The sequence below is a fragment of the Novosphingopyxis iocasae genome (assembly GCF_014334095.1).
GTDB lineage: Bacteria > Pseudomonadota > Alphaproteobacteria > Sphingomonadales > Sphingomonadaceae > Novosphingopyxis > Novosphingopyxis iocasae.
The window spans coordinates 429,921-445,866 of the sequence record NZ_CP060495.1; the positions used below are offsets into that span (position 1 = coordinate 429,921).

Sequence of the window (15,946 nt, forward strand, 5' to 3'; positions counted from 1 at the left end):
TCATGATCGACCGGCGCACGCTTCTTGGAACCGGCGGTGTTGCCCTAGCAGGCCTGCTGGGTGGTTGCGCACCGATGGCAGGCATCGCCGCTTCGCCTGCGGGCAAGGCCGGTCTGATCGACGATATTCAGGAGCGCACGTTCCGCTTTTTCTGGGAAACCACCGATCCCAAGACCGGTCTGGCGCCCGATCGCTGGCCGACGCCCAGCTTCGCCTCGATCGCCGCGGTGGGCTTCGCGCTCACCGCCTATCCGATCGGCGTGACGCGCGGCTGGATCAGCCGGGCGCAGGCGCGCGAACGCACGCTGGCGACGCTCGACTCCTTCGCCAATGCGCCGATGGGCGACGCGGAAACCGGCACGAGCGGTTACAAAGGCTTCTTCTACCACTTCCTGGACATGAAGACCGGGCACCGCTTCCGGAACAGCGAGCTATCGACCATCGATACCACGTTGCTGCTGGGCGGCGTGCTGTTCGCTGCGCAATGGTTCGACGGCAATCATCCGGACGAGGCGCGCATTCGTGCGCTGGCCGATCGGCTCTACAGCGCGGTGGAATGGACCGCCTTTGTCCCGAACGATCCGGTGGTGACAATGGGCTGGCGGCCCGAAAGCGGCTTCATCCCGAGCGACTGGAACCGCTACAATGAAAGCCTGCTGCTCTATGTGCTGGCGCTGGGATCGCCCACGCATGCCCTGCCGCCGGAAACCTGGGATCGCTGGACCAGCGCTTTCGAGGCGAACTGGACCACCGAGAACGGCCCGCCGCGCATCGATTTTCCGCCTTTGTTCGGGCACCAGTACAGCCATGTCTGGGTCGATTTTCGCGGCATCCAGGACCGCTTCATGCGCGCCAAAGGCATCGATTATTTCGAGAACAGCCGCCGGGCCACGCTGGCGCAGCAGCTTTACGCAATCGAAAATCCGGAAGGCTGGAGCGGCTATGGCGAAAACGTCTGGGGCCTCACCGCCTGCGACGGCCCAGGCCATTTCAAGCTGGTGGTGAACGGGCGCGAGCGGGAGTTTCGCGGTTATTCCGCGCGCGGGCCGTTCGAACGCGATGACGGCACCATCGCGCCCACCGCCGCGCTCGGCTCGATCGCCTTCGCGCCGGAGATCGTGGAACCGACCGCGCGCGCCATGGTCGATCGTTACGGCAGCGCGCTTTACCAGCGCTACGGCTTTCTCGACAGCTTCAACCCCACGCTGGAAGGCACGAACGCGCCGATCAGCAAGGGGCAGCTGGTGCCCGGCATCGGCTGGGTGGATAACGATTATCTCGGCATCGATCAGGGGCCGATCGTCTGCATGATCGAAAATCGCAAGAGCGGCCTGATCTGGGGGACGATGCGCAAGAGCCCCGCCATCCGCCGCGGCCTGATGCGCGCGGGCTTTACCGGCGGCTGGCTGGCTTGAGACGCCTCGCCCTCCTGCTTGCCTCCGCCGCGCTGATTGCGGCGACACCGGGGCCGCGCCTGCTCGACGGGTTCGAGACGCTGACGCCGTGGCAGGCATCGGCCTCCGATGGGGTGCAGGCGCGCATAGAAAGCGTGGCCGGATTGAGCGGCGAGGCGCTGGCGCTCGATTATGATTTCGGAGAGGTTGCGGGCTATGCCTATGCGCATCGCAAGCTGCCAATTTCCTTTCCGGACAATTTCGAGATCACGCTGAAGGTGCGCGGAACGGACGGCGCGAACGATTTGCAGATCAAGTTCGTCGATGCATCGGGCCAGAATGTTTGGTGGTATCGCCGGAACGATTTCACGCCGTCGGCCGACTGGCAGACCCTGCGCATCCGCAAACGCGATATCGGATTCGCCTGGGGGCCGACCGAGGACAAGAGCCTGCCCGATACCGCGTCAATGGAGCTGGTGATCGTGCGCGGGCGCGACGGCGGCGTGGGGCGGATCATGTTCGACGATCTCTTGCTGACGCCAAAGGCATCGGTCGCCGAGCCTGGTACGCCGGTGGCGAGCGATGCACGCGCCAGGGACGGCGATCCGGCGACGGGCTGGACGGGCCAAGGCGGGAAGGCGCTTACCGTCGATCTGGGGGGGCAGCGGCTGCTCGGCGGCGCGGTGCTCGACTGGGCATTGGGGCAGGGCGCGCCGAACTATAGCGTAGAACTGTCCGACGACGGTGAGACTTGGCGGACCGCTTACGTCACTACTGATGGGGATGGCGGGCGCGATCCCGTGCCGCTGCCAGATAGCGAAGCGGCTTGGCTGCGCGTCTTGCTGCCGGAAGGAGCCCCACGCGCGAAGCTGACCGAAATCGCGATCCAGCCCGTCGACTGGGCGCCCGATCTCAACGGGTTCATCGCCTCTCTCGCCAAGGACGCGCCGCGCGGCACCTTTCCCCGCGGTTTTACCGAGCAGCCTTATTGGACGCTGGTGGGCACCGATGGCGGCGCGAACAGCGGGCTGATCGACGAGGACGGCAGCATCGAGGTGGGCAAGGGGGCCTTTTCGATCATGCCCTATGTCGTCGCGGACGGTGAAACGAATGATTGGGCCGATGTCGCCGAAAGTCAGTCGCTTCTGGACGGCTATCTGCCGATGCCCGGCGTCACATGGCTGGGCGCGGACTGGCATCTCGAGACGCGGCTGGTGGCGGACGAGACGAGCCCGCGGCTGCTCGCGCGCTGGCGGCTGGTGAACGATGCGCGGGAGCGGCGGACGCTGAAGCTGGTGCTCGGCGTCCGGCCCTTTCAGGTGAACCCGCCCGCGCAATTCCTCAGCCAACAAGGCGGGATATCGAAGATTTCGGCGATCGACTGGCAGGACGGCCGACTGAGCGTGACCAACCAGCGCGACGATGGCGCGGATGTGCGTTTGCTGCTTCCGCTTGAGCAGCCGGACGCTGTCGCTACCGCTGCGTTCGATCAGGGTGCGCTCGGCAATCCGGCGGCGCTTCTTGGCGGTGCTTCCGTGCGTGATCCGCACGATCTCGCGTCCGCCATGTTGGTTTGGGAAGCCGATCTGGCGCCGGGCGGGGCGATCGATGTGCCGATGGCGATCCCTTTCGATGGCAACGCCGCGCCGATGAGCCGCGCCGCGTTCGATGCCTCCGTCGCCGCCACCGCGGCCATGTGGAAGGACAAGCTCGATCGCATCACGATCGTCGTGCCGCCGGCCAAGCAGCCGGTTGCCGATACGGTGCGCACGGCGCTCGCCCATGTGCTGATGAGCCGGGACGGGCCGCAGCTGAAGCCGGGCACGCGCTCTTACAATCGCAGCTGGATACGCGACGGCGCGATGATGGGGGACACGCTGCTGCGCCTCGGCGTCGTTAAGCCCGTGCGTGGATTCGCCGACTGGTATTCGACCAAGCTCTTCGACAATGGCAAGGTGCCGTGCTGCGTCGACTATCGCGGGCCCGATCCGGTGCCCGAGAACGACGCGCAGGGCGAGTTCATTCATCTGCTGGTGCAGCTCTACCGCTATACCGGGGATCGCGCGATGCTGGAACGCGCATGGCCGAAGATCGAGGCCGCGCTGGGCTATATGGAGCAGCAGCGCCAGTCCGAGCGGACGCCGGAAAACTTGATTGGCGATAATCGCGTGAAATATGGCCTGATGCCGCCTTCGATCAGCCATGAAGGGTACAGCTCCGCGCCGCAATACAGCCTGTGGGACGATTTCTGGGCGCTCACCGGATATAAGGATGCCGCTTACGCCGCGCGCGTGCTCGGCAAGCCGCAGGCTGCGACCATCGCGGCGCAGCGCGAGGAGTTCGCCGCCGACATCCAGAAGGCGATCAGCGCGGCGGCGGCGCGCTTCGACATCGATTTCATTCCCGGCGCGACCAGCCTGGGCGATTTCGACGCAACGTCCACCACCATGGCACTGGACCCCGCGGGCGAACTGGAGGCGCTGGACCCTAAGCTTCTTTCGCGCACATTCGACAAGCAGTGGGAGCGGGTGATGTTCCGGGACGATGCGGGCGCGGACTGGGCGGACTATACGCCCTACGAGCTTCGCAACGTCTCCGCTTTCGTGCGTCTCGGGCGGCGCGCGCAGGCCAATGCGCTGCTCGATTTCTACATGGACGATCGCCGTCCCGCCGCGTGGAACGGCTGGGCCGAGGTGGTGGGGCGGAACCCACGCGAAATCCGTTTCATCGGCGATATGCCGCATGCCTGGGTGGCAAGCGACTTCATCCGCGCGGCGCTGGACCTATTCGCCTATGAGCGTGGGCGCGACGGCGCGTTGGTGCTGGGCGGCGGCATGACGCGCGACTGGCTGGTAGGTAAGGGCGTGGACGTAAAGGGCCTGAACAGCAGCGTCGGCACGATCGACCTCGCGATGAAGCTGGACGGGGGGCGTCTGCTTGCCACTATCGGCGGAAGCGCGCGGCCCGCTGCCGGTTACATTCTTACCTGGCCGCTGGACGTTCCGCCCGGCCATACCACCGTGAACGGAAAGCCTGCCGCCTGGATCGATGGCGAACTGACGATCCAATCGACCGGCCAGCCGATCCGCATCATCGCCGATATGGGAGCCATCCAGTGATCCGCCCGCTATTGTCCCTGTTTGCGCTGTTGTTGGCGTGTGTCGTCATGGCCTCCACCGCTTTTGCCGCACCCGCCTGCACCATCGGGACGGCGGGGCAGACGCAGCGGATTTCTGTCGGGGAAACCGGTCGCTCGATGCTGATCCATATCCCGGCGGGCTTCGATCGCACCGATCCTGCGCCGCTCCTATTCCTCCTCCATGGCAGCACGGCGACCGGCGCCGCCATGCTGCGCGATTCCAGGCTGGAAGCCACCTCCGATGCGCATGGCTTCATCCTGGCCGCACCCGATGCGGGCATTCCGGCAGGCGAGGGATTCGTCTGGAACATTCCGGGCGTTCCCACCGTCACCGGCGATATTCCGGGGCCGGAGGATGCCGACGATGTCGCTTTCTTTCGCGCGGCGATCGACTGGCTGGCCGCCCAGCACTGCGCTGACCCCGCCCGTGTCTACGCCACTGGACTATCGGGCGGTGGGCGGATGACGAGCTGGCTCGGCTGCGTGGCCTCGGACAAATTTGCCGCCATTGCGCCCGTGGTCGGCCTGCGCGCGGGCAATCCGGATCCCGACGAGCCGCAGCGGCCCGATCCGAAGACCTGCCGTCCGGACAAGTCCATGCCGGTGATCGCGTTCGCCGGAGCAAAGGACAATACGAACCCCATCACCGGCGGCGGCACAGGCTATTGGCAATATGACATGCATGCCGCCGAGATGCGTTGGGCCGCGCTCAACCGCTGCCGCGCCGCGCCGGTCACGCTCTGGGTGGCGCCGGGCGTTTATGAGGAACGTTATTCCGATTGCAGGAACGGCGCGGATGTGGTCGGTCGGATCAGCGTGGACGGCGGCCATAGCTGGGTGGTGGACAATGACGAACTTTGGCGGTTCCTTTCCGCGCATCGACGTGGCAAATGAACGTTCACAATAATAAGTGAGAGGGAGCTTCAATGGCACTGGCACCGGACGTTTCGTCCAGCACCGATCCGCGCAAGAAGGAATTGCCGGGAGAACACATCCACGCGCCGGGCCTGCAGGGGTTCGTCTTCGCGCTGTTCCTGATCTTCGGTGGCATCACGTCCTTGAACGACGTGATCATCCCCAAGCTGAAAGAGCTGTTCACGCTCAACTATACGCAGGCGATGCTGGTGCAGTTCTGCTTTTTCACCGCCTATTTGGTGATCGGTATTCCCGGCGCGAAGCTGGTAAAGAAGATCGGTTATATGCGCGGCGCGGTGGCGGGTCTGCTCACCATGCTGGTGGGCTGTCTGCTGTTCATCCCCGCCTCTCAAACGGCAACCTATGCGCTGTTCCTCTTTGCGCTGTTCGTCCTCGCCAGCGGCGTCGTGATCGTGCAGGTGGTGGCGAACCCTCTCATCTCGCTGCTCGGCCCGCCAGAGACGGCACATAGCCGCCTTACCTTTGCGCAGGCGTTCAACTCGCTCGGCACCACAATCTTCCCGATCGCCGGTGCAGCGCTGATCCTGGGCAGCCTGGCCGATGTCAGCGCGGCCGATCTGACCGGCCCCGCGCTCGATGCCTATCGCAGTTCCGAAAGCCAGGCGATCGTCGGCGGCTATCTTGCCATCGCGGTCATGCTTGCCGTCGTCGCCTTCGTGGTCTGGATGTTCCGCAACAAGCTGAAGGGCGAAAAGCATGAAGCAAGCGCTGGGCTGGCAGGCTTCGATCTTCTGAAGCGCAAACGCTTCGGTTTCGGGGCGCTGTGCATCTTCCTTTATGTGGGCGCGGAGGTTTCGATCGGATCGCTGATCGTCAGCTATCTGGAGCAGCCCGGCGTGATGGCGTTGAGCCAGGAGAAGGCCGGTTCGCTGATCGCGCTTTACTGGGGCGGCGCGATGGTCGGGCGGTTCATCGGCTCGGCGATCCTGCGGGTACTGAGCCCGGGCAAAGTGCTGGCCTTCGTCGCGATTGGCGCGATCACGCTGCTCCTTATCTCGACCAACACGACTGGCGCGGTGTCAGGCTACAGCCTGCTTGCCATCGGTCTGATGAACTCGATCATGTTCCCGACGATCTTCAGCCTGGCCTGCGAAAAGCTGGGCAGCCGCGCGGCGGACGGTTCGGGCATCATCAACGTCGCCATCTTCGGCGGCGCGGTTGTGCCCCTGCTGACGGGCGTGGTCGCCGATACGCTCGGCAGTTTGTATATCGCGCTGGTGATCCCGGCGATCTGCTACGCAATCATTGCCTGCTTCGGCTGGTATGCGCGGCGGCCCGCGGTCGCCTGACGGTCAGAGACCAAATTTCATAAAAAAGGGGCGGCTTCCCATCATGGAAGCCGCCCCTTTTATATGCGCCGTAAAGGCGGCGTCGAATTACTGTGCTTCTGCGTCCGCGGGCGCGGTTTCGCCATCGACGGCGTCGCCCATCTGGCTGGCGGTGGTGGCCATGTCATTGCCCATTTCGGTAGCGCTGCTTTCCATGCTGGTGCTCATGTCGGAAACGCTATCCTGCAGGTCATTGCCCATGGCGTTGGCCTTGGCCGTCGCCTCTTCATCGGTGCCATTCTGGGCGCAGGCGCCAAGCGCGGGCAGGGCCGCCAGAAGGGCGACGGAGGCGGCGATTTTGGTGAAAGCTTTCATCATGGTCCCCATGTCTGTTCGGGTTCGAAGATGCGAAGGCTTAGCCGGGCGTAATCGAATTACAAGCGCCCCCGCGAAGGAGTGTTGAGCGGTATCAGCTCTCCACCCCGCGCACCTTCCCCCATTGCCGGGCGGCGGTGTATCCCAGATAACCCGTACCGAAGAGTGCGTAGAGCGGCTCCGGCAGGGCGGCGAGATAACCGGTCATTCCCTGACCGATCGCCTGAGCGGCTTCGGGCCGGACGGCGGCGATCAGGCCCATGGGGATTGCCCAGAGAAACAACAGATACATGACGTACAGAAAGCTCGGCCGCGCGCGACTTGTCCAGGGATCGGGCGACTGTGCTTCTGCAATGATCGCGGACATGCGCACGCGGATCGCTTCCAATTCCTGCCCGCCCTCAAGACGTAGAAGTTCAAGCTTTGCCTTTTCGCGTGCCTGCTTGTCGGGGATCAGCTTATCCAACAGGCTGGCGACGGGACCAATCAGCGTATCGAAACCGGGCATAACGAAATCCTCCGTGTGAAAGATTCGCTCTAACCTATATGGTACATTGTAGGACAGGATCATTTTTCTCGCCGCAATGGCGCGCAAAGGCATATCGATACTGGCTGGGGCCCACCCAATTTAAGCTTACTTCAAATTAACCAACGGCAGGCAGATAGCGGCAGATGACGACGCACTGGAACTCCGGCGAATTTCAAGCGCCCTCGCTTTGGGGGGAGACGGCGGAAGGGCTTGTCGCGCTGCTGCGTTCCGATGCGCTCGACGCGCTGATGGCGCTCGCCAAAGAAAGTTTTCAATGCCTTGCGGCCTCAGTCTCGATCCTCGGCGAGCGACAATGGTTTCTGTCGAGCGCTGGGCATGAGATGGTGAGCAACGGCCGCCAGGATTCGATTTGCACGCGCACTATTGCCGATAATAAACTTACAATCATTCCTGATCTGCGCGAAGATTCCGAGTTTCAAAAAAATCCGTTCGTCGCCGCCGAGGACGGTATTCGTTTCTACGCCGGCCTTCCGCTGGACCTTGAGACCGACTTCTACTCCGCTCCGGTTGAAGCCGCCTTCTGTCTGGTGGATGACAAACCGCGGGATTTAAGCGAGCAGGAAATCGAGCGCTTGCGGCAATTTTCGGCGATCGCTTCGAAAATGGTCGAAAGCAGTGTTCGCCTGGCTGGATCGCGCGGGCGTGCGGAGATGCAGGAAAAGCTCGTCGGCAATCTGGTGCGCAAGCAGGTGCAGTTTCGCCAGGCGGAACAGATGGCACAGATGGGCCACTGGCGGCTCGATCTGTCGACAGAACTTGTCCATTGGTCGGACGGCATCTTCGAGATCCATGACCTTCCCGTGGCCAATACCCCACAGTTGGAACTGGCCCTAAGTTTCTACACGCCCTCCTCACGCGCCAAATTGGAGGGGTTGATGGCCCGGGCGATCGAGGAGGGTCAACCTTATGAGGCCGATCTGGAGATCGTAACGCCCGAAGGGCATCATAAGCGCGTGCGCACGCGCGGTGAGGTAGAATATCAGGACGGCCAAGCGGTGGCATTGATCGGCGTATTCCGCGATGTGACCGACCGTTACGAACTCGAGCGAAAATTGCGCCGCGCCGCGCAGACCGACACGTTGACGGGGCTCGGCAACCGCGATGCCATGCGCGCCTTCGTCGCCAACCGATCGCAGGACGAAAAGCTTGCCGTCCTGCTGCTGGACCTGGACGGATTCAAGCAGGTGAACGATCGCCTCGGCCATCTTACCGGTGACGATGTGATCAAGGCGATGGCCACCACCCTGCGTGCCACGGTGCCGCCGCCGCACTTCGTGGGACGGTTCGGCGGCGACGAATTTGTGGTCATCCTGATGGAAGACGCGTTGACGATGCCCGCCGAGGATTTGTTCCGGCGCCTGGAACTGGCGATGGTGTACAATGTGGAAGGGCAGGATGATCGCGGCAACGTCACGCTGACCGTTTCGGCCAGTATCGGCATGCACCGCGCGGCGCCCGGCGACTCGCTTGAAGAAGCGCTCGCGGTGGCGGATGCGGCCTTGTACGCATCCAAGCGCCGCCGCAAGGCCAAGGCCGCCGCCGCATAATCGCGTCGACGCTCTGGCGCGCGCCCCGCCAAGGGCTTATCGCACTCGGGCAGTAGAGGTGCGGAGAGGCGGGTATCGCTATCAGCAGACAGTCTGACGCGGATGGACGCGCGCAATCGCTGCGCTTTCTGCTGCTTTATGCGCTGGCCAATGCCGGCCGCGCGGTGGCCTATGTCCCGCTGCTCACCATCCTCCTGCCACTTCGCGTCAATCTGCTGGCGGGTGAGGACAGTCTCGGCTGGTTGGCCGCGATCAGCTTCGGCGGCGCGATCGCGGCCAGCTTGTCCAATATCCTGTTCGGCTTTCTGAGCGATCGGACCGGCAATCGCACGCTCTGGATCGGCGCGGGCCTTGTCTGTTCCACCGCGCTTCTGCTGGCGATCGGTGCGGTTACGCAGCTAGCGGTGCTGATCGCCCTGGTGATGGCCTGGCAGGTGGTGCTCAACATGATGCTGGCGCCGCTCACCGCTTGGGCGGGGGACTGTGTGCCGGACCGGCAGAAGGGGCTCTTGGGCGGCCTGCTCTCGTTCACGCCAGCGCTCGGCGCGCTGACCGGGGCGTTGATCACGGTTCCGGGTTTTGCGGATGCTGAGGACCGGTTGTTGCTGGTTGCCGCAACGGTCATCATCGCCATCGCACCGGTTCTGTTGTTCGGTCGTCCACGCGCAATGCCGCAATTGATGGAAGACAGCCGAGCGGGGGAACAGCCAGCTGAGGCACAGGCTCCGCTGAAAAGACGGCCGGCGGTCGTGCGGATGTGGACCAGCCGGCTGCTGCTGCAGATCGCAGAAGCGGCACTGTTTGCCTTTCTCTATTTCTGGTTTCTGTCGATCGATTCGCGCATCGACGAAAATGTGCCAGCCACGCTGTTCACGATCGTGCTGTGCGTGGCGATCCCCGTAACCCTGATGGTCGGTCGCTGGTCGGACCGGCAGGACCGGCCAATCGTGCCACTGACCGTTGCCGCCGGATTTACGGTCGTCGGCCTGGCTGCGATGGCGTCCGCGGATGGGCTATACCCGGCCATGGCAGGCTATGCCCTGTTCGGGCTTTCCGCCTCCGTCTTTATGGCGTTGCATTCCAGCCAGACTCTGCGCGTCCTACCGCGCCCGCGCAATCGCGGCAGGGATCTGGGCATCTTCAACCTAGCCAACACGGTGCCGTCGCTGATTATGCCCTGGCTGACGCTGGCGCTGGTCCCGAGCTTCGGCTTTTCCGGCCTGTTCACTGTTCTTGCAGCGCTCGTCCTTGTGGCGGTGGCGCTGCTTGCCTCGATCCAGCGGCAGGCAGCGAGATTGGACTGAGCGATCGGACTGGCCCGGTTTTCAGTCGACCACCAGCACGACGAAGAGCAGCGCCGAGATGAAGCTGGCGAGCGTCGCGCCCAGAACCGGGATGAACGCACGCCAGCCAAGGCGCGCGATCAGATCGGTGCGTGAGCGTAGCGCAGTTGCCGTGACGGCGAGTACGAGAAGAACCTTGGCCGCCGATTCCGCGCCATTGGATGCGATCTCCGGCAGCGACACCGCGCTGTTCACAGCCACTGCGATCACGAAGCCGGTAACGAACCAAGGCGGCATCAGCCCGCGGATGGACAGTCTCTTGCCGGACGCCTTGCCTTCTTCACCCGGCTTACCGATCCAGAGAGAGACCAGGAGGACCACCGGCGCCAGCAGGGCCACGCGCGCCAGCTTCACGATGGTCGCCTCGGCACCGGCGGCGTTGGAATAGGAATAACCGCCGCCGATTGCCTGCGCGACGTCGTGAATGGACGCGCCGATCAGGAAGCCGGCTGCCCGGTCGCTGAGGCCGAGCTGCGCTGCCAAAATGGGGTAACTCGCCATTGCAAGCGCACTCGCCAGGGCGACGCCAACCAGGGTGAGGGCAAACTGCGCCTGCGGCAGCCGATCGCGCCCGATCACGCCGTAGAGCGCCAGCGCAGCGCTTGCGCCGCAAATCGCCGTCGCTCCGCCCGCGAGAATTCCTGCAAAACGAGACTGGCCGGAGAGACGTGCGCCCAGCATGCCACCCGAAAAGGCGAAGGCGGCGATGCAGAGCAGCGCCAGAAAAGGGACAAGGCCGATGCCTGCGATCTGCCCCAGCGTGACCTGAAATCCGATGAGAACGATGCCGATCCGCAGGCCTTCACGGCCGACCAGATCGAGCCCGCGATGCGTGCGCGGATCGACTGCCGCAAAGTTCAGCGCCAGACCCAATAAAAGCGCGATCAGGATGGTGGGCGGACCGTAATGATCGCTCATCCAGGCCGCTGCAATTGCGAGCGTGGCGCACAGAAGCAGGCCGGGAACGATATTCGTCAGAACCTTCCGCAAGGAGCGGGGTTCATCCCGCTCCGCCTCGGCCAGCTCCATTTCCCCATAAAGATCGCCGGCATAATAGCGGTGCCAGTCGGATCGATCCGATGGATCATTCTGGACGTGATCTGACACGTCGCCCCCTCCCTTGGTGGAATTCATCGCTGCTTCCTTCGCGACGGCTTGCTATTCTGTCCATCGTTGTCATACTGATAGTCAACCGACAAACGGGATGCAACCGCCGGAAACATGGCGGTGCCAAGGGAGGATGAGATGCAGGCTACGGGTGAAATCTTCGACACGCATGCCGCCGGCAGGAAAATTCGCATCCTGCTGGTGGGCCTGATTTTCTTCGCCACAGCGCTGAATTATGTCGACCGGCAGGTATTGGCCCTTTTGAAGCCGACGCTGGAGCTGGAGTTCGGGTGGAGCGATCAGGAATTCGCGCATCTCGGCTCGACCTTCCAATTGGCCGCGGCCATCGCGCTTTTGGGCGTCGGATGGTTTGTGGACCGGTTCGGCGTACGATTCGCTTACGGCTTCGCCGTCGTCATCTGGAGCGTCGCGGGAATGGCGCATGCACTTGCGGCCAGCGTGCAGCAATTCGTCGCGGCCCGGGTGGTCCTGGCAGCGGCGGAAGCGGTCAACACACCGGCTGCGATGAAGGCCGCCGCGGTGTACATCCCGCTGCGCGAACGGTCTCTTGCGATCGGCGCCATCAACACCGCGCCTAACCTCGGCGCGATCATAACACCGCTTCTGATCCCGCCCTTTGCCGTCGCCTTTGGATGGCGTGCGGCTTTCATCGTTACCGGCGCGCTGGGTTTTATCTGGCTGATTTTCTGGATTCCGGCGATGCGCAAGCTGAAGCCGGTGGCCAAGGTGCCGGAACGCGCGCCCGTCAACTGGGGCGCGCTGCTGAGTGATCGGCGCACCTGGGCGGTGGCGGGTGCCAAATTCCTGACCGACTGCGTCTGGTGGTTCGTGCTCTTCTGGATGCCCGATTTCTTCAACCGGGAATTCGGTATGGGGCAGGGGGAACTCGGCTGGCCGGTGGCGATCATCTTCACGCTGGCGGCGATCGGCGCGATCACATCGGGCGCGCTCTATCCCATCCTGCTGAGCCGCGGATTTTCGATCAACGGCGCGCGCAAGCTGTCCATGCTGGTGTTCGCGCTCGTGGTGCTGATCATGCCGTTCGCACTGATTACCGGAAGCCCTTGGCTGGCTGCGATCTTCATCGGGGCAGGACTGTTCGCCCATCAGGGCTTCTCGACCAATATCTTTGGCCTGACCACCGATGTCGTGCCCGCGATCCGCGTGGGCAGCGTGATTGCGGTGGGTGCCATCGCCGGAAATCTTTCGGGCACGGGCATGATCGAATTTGCCGGTTGGTCGCTGACGAACGGTCATGGCTATGCGCCGATGTTCGTGATTTGCGGAGGCGCTTATCTTGCGGCACTCGGTCTGGTGCAGCTGATTCTGCCCCGTCTCGAACTGGCCGACGAAGAGGTTTGAAGGGCAGGGCGGGCGCGCCGATAAAGGGGCGCGCCTCCCAGTAGGTTCTCAAATGCTTTGGGACGCGCTCGTCGCTGCCTGAGGTCCCGATAGAAAACGCCGGTTGGTCCCAGACCCGCCGGCTTTTCTGTCTTTAGGAGGCGGTACGGAGAGAGCGGGCCCGGCTCGAAACGCAACATTCGCTGGCAGTGGCTGGCTAAAATATCGCCGGGACCTCATCTACGGTTGAGGGTCTGCCCCTCGCCAAAGCTGTTTCCGTGGCCCGTGCGATCCTTGCTGGCAACCTTGGAACGAACGCTCGGGCGAGCGGCCTGCCGCGGCTCTGGCGCGCCTGCCTTTCAACCTTACAGTAGATGCAAAAAAGCCCCCGGCGTGAACCGGGGGCTTTCCGCTTGTCGCCTTGGGAGAGGCTAGGGGGTCAGTTGAAGCGGGCCCGCAGGCTGACGCCGAAATACCGGTCCGCGTCGCGCGGGATCTGGAGGCGGGACCCTGCGCCCACGTTCAGCAGCACATAGCTATCGTCCAGAATGTTGCGCGCATGGAAGGTCAGCCGATACTGGTCGGCCGGGTCCGAAAAGCCGATCGAGGCATTCCATAGGCCATAGGCATCGATCAGCCCTTGCTCGCCAAGATCGGAATATTGGCTGCTAGTGTGCCGGTAATTGGTGTTGAAATAACCGATGAAGCTGCCGAGGTCCGCTTCATAATCTGCGCCCAGCGTATAGGTGAACTCGGGCGCGAGCGGCAGCCGGGTGCCGTTGCGCGCGTCGGGCGCGTTGGTGAGCGGATTGGGATTGAACTTCCTTACCCGCGCATCGGCATAGGCCGCATTGGCATTCAAGGTCAGCCCGTCGACGGGCACGAAGAGCAAATCGGCTTCGAAACCCTGGCTTTTCACCGAACCGGCATTGGTCAGGTTGGTGATGATCGTGCCGTTCAGATTGACGAAGTTGTTCGCCTGGAAACCGTCATAGATCACCGAGAAGGCGGCGAGGTTGGCCTGCACCTTATTGTTCCAGAAGCGGGACTTCAGACCGATTTCATAGGCGTTGGATGTCTCTTCCGAAACCGGCACCGCATTGGCGGGTGCAGTGTGGTTGAAAAACACATTGTAGGCGGGGCCCTTATATCCGCGCGTATAACTGCCGTAGAGCAGGATATCATCGGTCGGCTCGAACGTGACGACCGCCTTGCCCGAGAGATTGCCGTTGTTCTGCGATCCGCTAGAGGTATTCGTCCCGTTGCCACCGGACGCGATTGTACCGCCTGCCGGATTGCCGCTCACGCCGGGGCCGGTTGCGGGGCGGCCCGTCCGCGCATCAACGCCGGGCGCGCGAATATGGGTGAAGGACAGCTCATCCCAGGTGTAGCGAAGCCCGCCGATCAAGCCGAGCGCATCGGTGATCTGCCAGGTTGCCTGACCGAAGATCGCATAGTTGCTGGAGTTGACGTCGCTGTTCGATGTGGCCGTAGGGTAGGCGGTGTTCACCGGATCGGACAGGTTGCATGGCCGCCCGCCGGTCAGCGGATCGATCGGCAGCGTCGATGTTGCACAGGTGATGTCCCTGCGGGTGAAATCCTGCGTGTTGTTCGAGTGCCAGAGGAAACCGCCGACCTGATAGAAGAACGGCGCCCGTGGGTCCGAAGCCACGCGTGCTTCGAACGACATCTGCTCGGTCGTCACCTCGCCGAAGTCGTGCAGCTGGAACTGCGAGACCAGGGGCCGCGGCGTGAAGTCGCCCTCGCGGATTTCCTCATTGGCCCAGTTGCGATAACCCGTCACCACGCTGAGCGTATGCTTGTCGTCCAGCTCGACATCGCCGGACAGCGTGAGGCTCCACTGCGTATCGAGCGTGCGGGTGATGAGGTTGTGGTTTACGAAACGCTGGTCTTCGCCAAGCGCCACGCCTTCGGGCAGGCCGAGCTCGGCATCGATCACCGGACCGGCGCTCACGCCGCGCACATCCGCGCAGCAATCGTCGTCCGCCTTGAAATAATCGGCGATGAACCGAAGATTGGCAATCTGGCCGCGATAATCGACGATGCCGCGCGCACCATAATGTTCGTAGCCGTTCACCTTTTCGTCGTAGAAGACGTTGGTGATGTTGCCGTCATAGGTACCGTAAAAGCCCGTTAGACGCGCGCTGAGATCGGGCGCCAGCGGGCCGGCCACGGTGCCCCGGAAGCGATATTCTTCGTCGGTATAGGCTTCCGCGCGCACCTCGCCCTCGAAAGTGTCGCTGCCGCCGCGCGAGACGATGTTGACGAGGCCGGCGGACGCGTTCTTGCCGAACAAAGTGCCCTGCGGACCGCGAAGCACTTCGAGCCGCTCCAGATCGACCAGATCCATGAACGCCTGCCCAGAGCGGGATAGCACGATGCCGTCCACGACGGTCGACACGCTCGGCTCGGCCGCGATGGAGAAGCTGATCGTGCCCACGCCGCGCATCACGATGGCGCTGTTGGCGCTGGTGGTGCCCTTGCGGAAGCTGACCGACGGCGCGATTACGGCCAGGTCTTCTATGCTGTCGACGCCTTTGGCCTGCAGCTGTTCGCCGGTGAAGGCGGAAATTGCGATGGGCACGTCCTGGACGTCTTGTTCCACCTTCTGCGCCGTGACGACGATGGTGTCGATGCCCGCGGGCGTTTCGATCACTTCCTCTTCCGCTTCCTGCGGATATTCGACGGCTTGGGCATAGGCAGTGCCGGAAAAGCTGAGGGCAATCGCGCTGGCGGTCCAGCGCAGAGCGCGCATACGAGTAAGGTATAAAGTCCCCATATCCATCTCCCATGTCATCACGCCGGGAAACGGAATGCGTTTGTCGCACTTCTCCACGCCCGGGCAGTCCCTTTTGATGCGAGACCGGATCATTTATGTCAAGCGTTGTCATAACGGGCTTGCCT

11 protein-coding genes are annotated in these 15,946 nt (G+C 63.3%); 7 read left to right on the top strand and 4 right to left on the bottom strand.

Features of this window, described 5'->3' with window-relative positions:
- Positions 1-2: 2 nt before the first annotated feature.
- From H7X45_RS02105 to H7X45_RS02120, 4 genes are read left to right on the top strand one after another with little or no spacing between them, the layout of a single operon-like run.
- The gene (locus H7X45_RS02105; protein ID WP_187335923.1) at positions 3-1,415 is read left to right on the top strand and encodes a glucoamylase family protein; all 1,413 of its coding nucleotides are present in this window, start codon (positions 3-5) and stop codon (positions 1,413-1,415) included.
- Positions 1,412-4,513 carry a discoidin domain-containing protein gene (locus H7X45_RS02110; protein WP_246449569.1) on the top strand — a complete coding sequence of 1,034 codons (3,102 nt, stop codon included), beginning with the start codon at positions 1,412-1,414 and terminating at the stop codon, positions 4,511-4,513. Before H7X45_RS02105 ends, H7X45_RS02110 begins: the two co-directional genes overlap by 4 nt.
- A gap of 47 nt (positions 4,514-4,560) precedes the next feature.
- Positions 4,561-5,427, top strand: coding sequence for a CE1 family esterase (locus H7X45_RS02115; protein ID WP_187335924.1), 867 nt, complete (start codon positions 4,561-4,563; stop codon positions 5,425-5,427).
- Between the two features lie 32 nt (positions 5,428-5,459).
- The gene (locus H7X45_RS02120) at positions 5,460-6,758 is read left to right on the top strand and encodes a sugar MFS transporter (protein ID WP_187335925.1); all 1,299 of its coding nucleotides are present in this window, start codon (positions 5,460-5,462) and stop codon (positions 6,756-6,758) included.
- A gap of 87 nt (positions 6,759-6,845) precedes the next feature.
- On the opposite strand, the gene H7X45_RS02125 is transcribed toward H7X45_RS02120, so the two are convergent.
- The gene (locus H7X45_RS02125) at positions 6,846-7,115 is read right to left on the bottom strand and encodes a hypothetical protein (protein WP_214645512.1); all 270 of its coding nucleotides are present in this window, start codon (positions 7,113-7,115) and stop codon (positions 6,846-6,848) included.
- 91 nt (positions 7,116-7,206) lie between these two features.
- The gene (locus H7X45_RS02130) at positions 7,207-7,620 is read right to left on the bottom strand and encodes a holin family protein (RefSeq protein WP_187335927.1); all 414 of its coding nucleotides are present in this window, start codon (positions 7,618-7,620) and stop codon (positions 7,207-7,209) included.
- A 164-nt stretch (positions 7,621-7,784) separates the two neighbouring features.
- Here H7X45_RS02130 and H7X45_RS02135 point away from each other — a divergent pair, with 164 nt between their 5' ends.
- On the top strand, positions 7,785-9,209 hold the full coding sequence (locus H7X45_RS02135) for a sensor domain-containing diguanylate cyclase (RefSeq protein WP_187335928.1): 1,425 nt from the start codon (positions 7,785-7,787) through the stop codon (positions 9,207-9,209).
- 164 nt (positions 9,210-9,373) lie between these two features.
- Entirely contained in the window at positions 9,374-10,513 is a 1,140-nt protein-coding gene (locus H7X45_RS02140) for an MFS transporter (protein ID WP_246449573.1), read from the top strand.
- 21 nt (positions 10,514-10,534) lie between these two features.
- On the opposite strand, the gene H7X45_RS02145 is transcribed toward H7X45_RS02140, so the two are convergent.
- Entirely contained in the window at positions 10,535-11,686 is a 1,152-nt protein-coding gene (locus H7X45_RS02145; RefSeq protein ID WP_187335929.1) for a YeiH family protein, read from the bottom strand.
- A gap of 111 nt (positions 11,687-11,797) precedes the next feature.
- Between H7X45_RS02145 and H7X45_RS02150 the strand changes: the two genes are divergently transcribed.
- Positions 11,798-13,042, top strand: a complete 1,245-nt coding sequence (locus H7X45_RS02150; protein WP_187335930.1) for an MFS transporter — start codon at positions 11,798-11,800, stop codon at positions 13,040-13,042.
- Positions 13,043-13,460: 418 nt separating this feature from the next.
- On the opposite strand, the gene H7X45_RS02155 is transcribed toward H7X45_RS02150, so the two are convergent.
- Positions 13,461-15,821 carry a TonB-dependent receptor gene (locus H7X45_RS02155; RefSeq protein WP_187336940.1) on the bottom strand — a complete coding sequence of 787 codons (2,361 nt, stop codon included), beginning with the start codon at positions 15,819-15,821 and terminating at the stop codon, positions 13,461-13,463.
- Positions 15,822-15,946 lie beyond the last annotated feature (125 nt).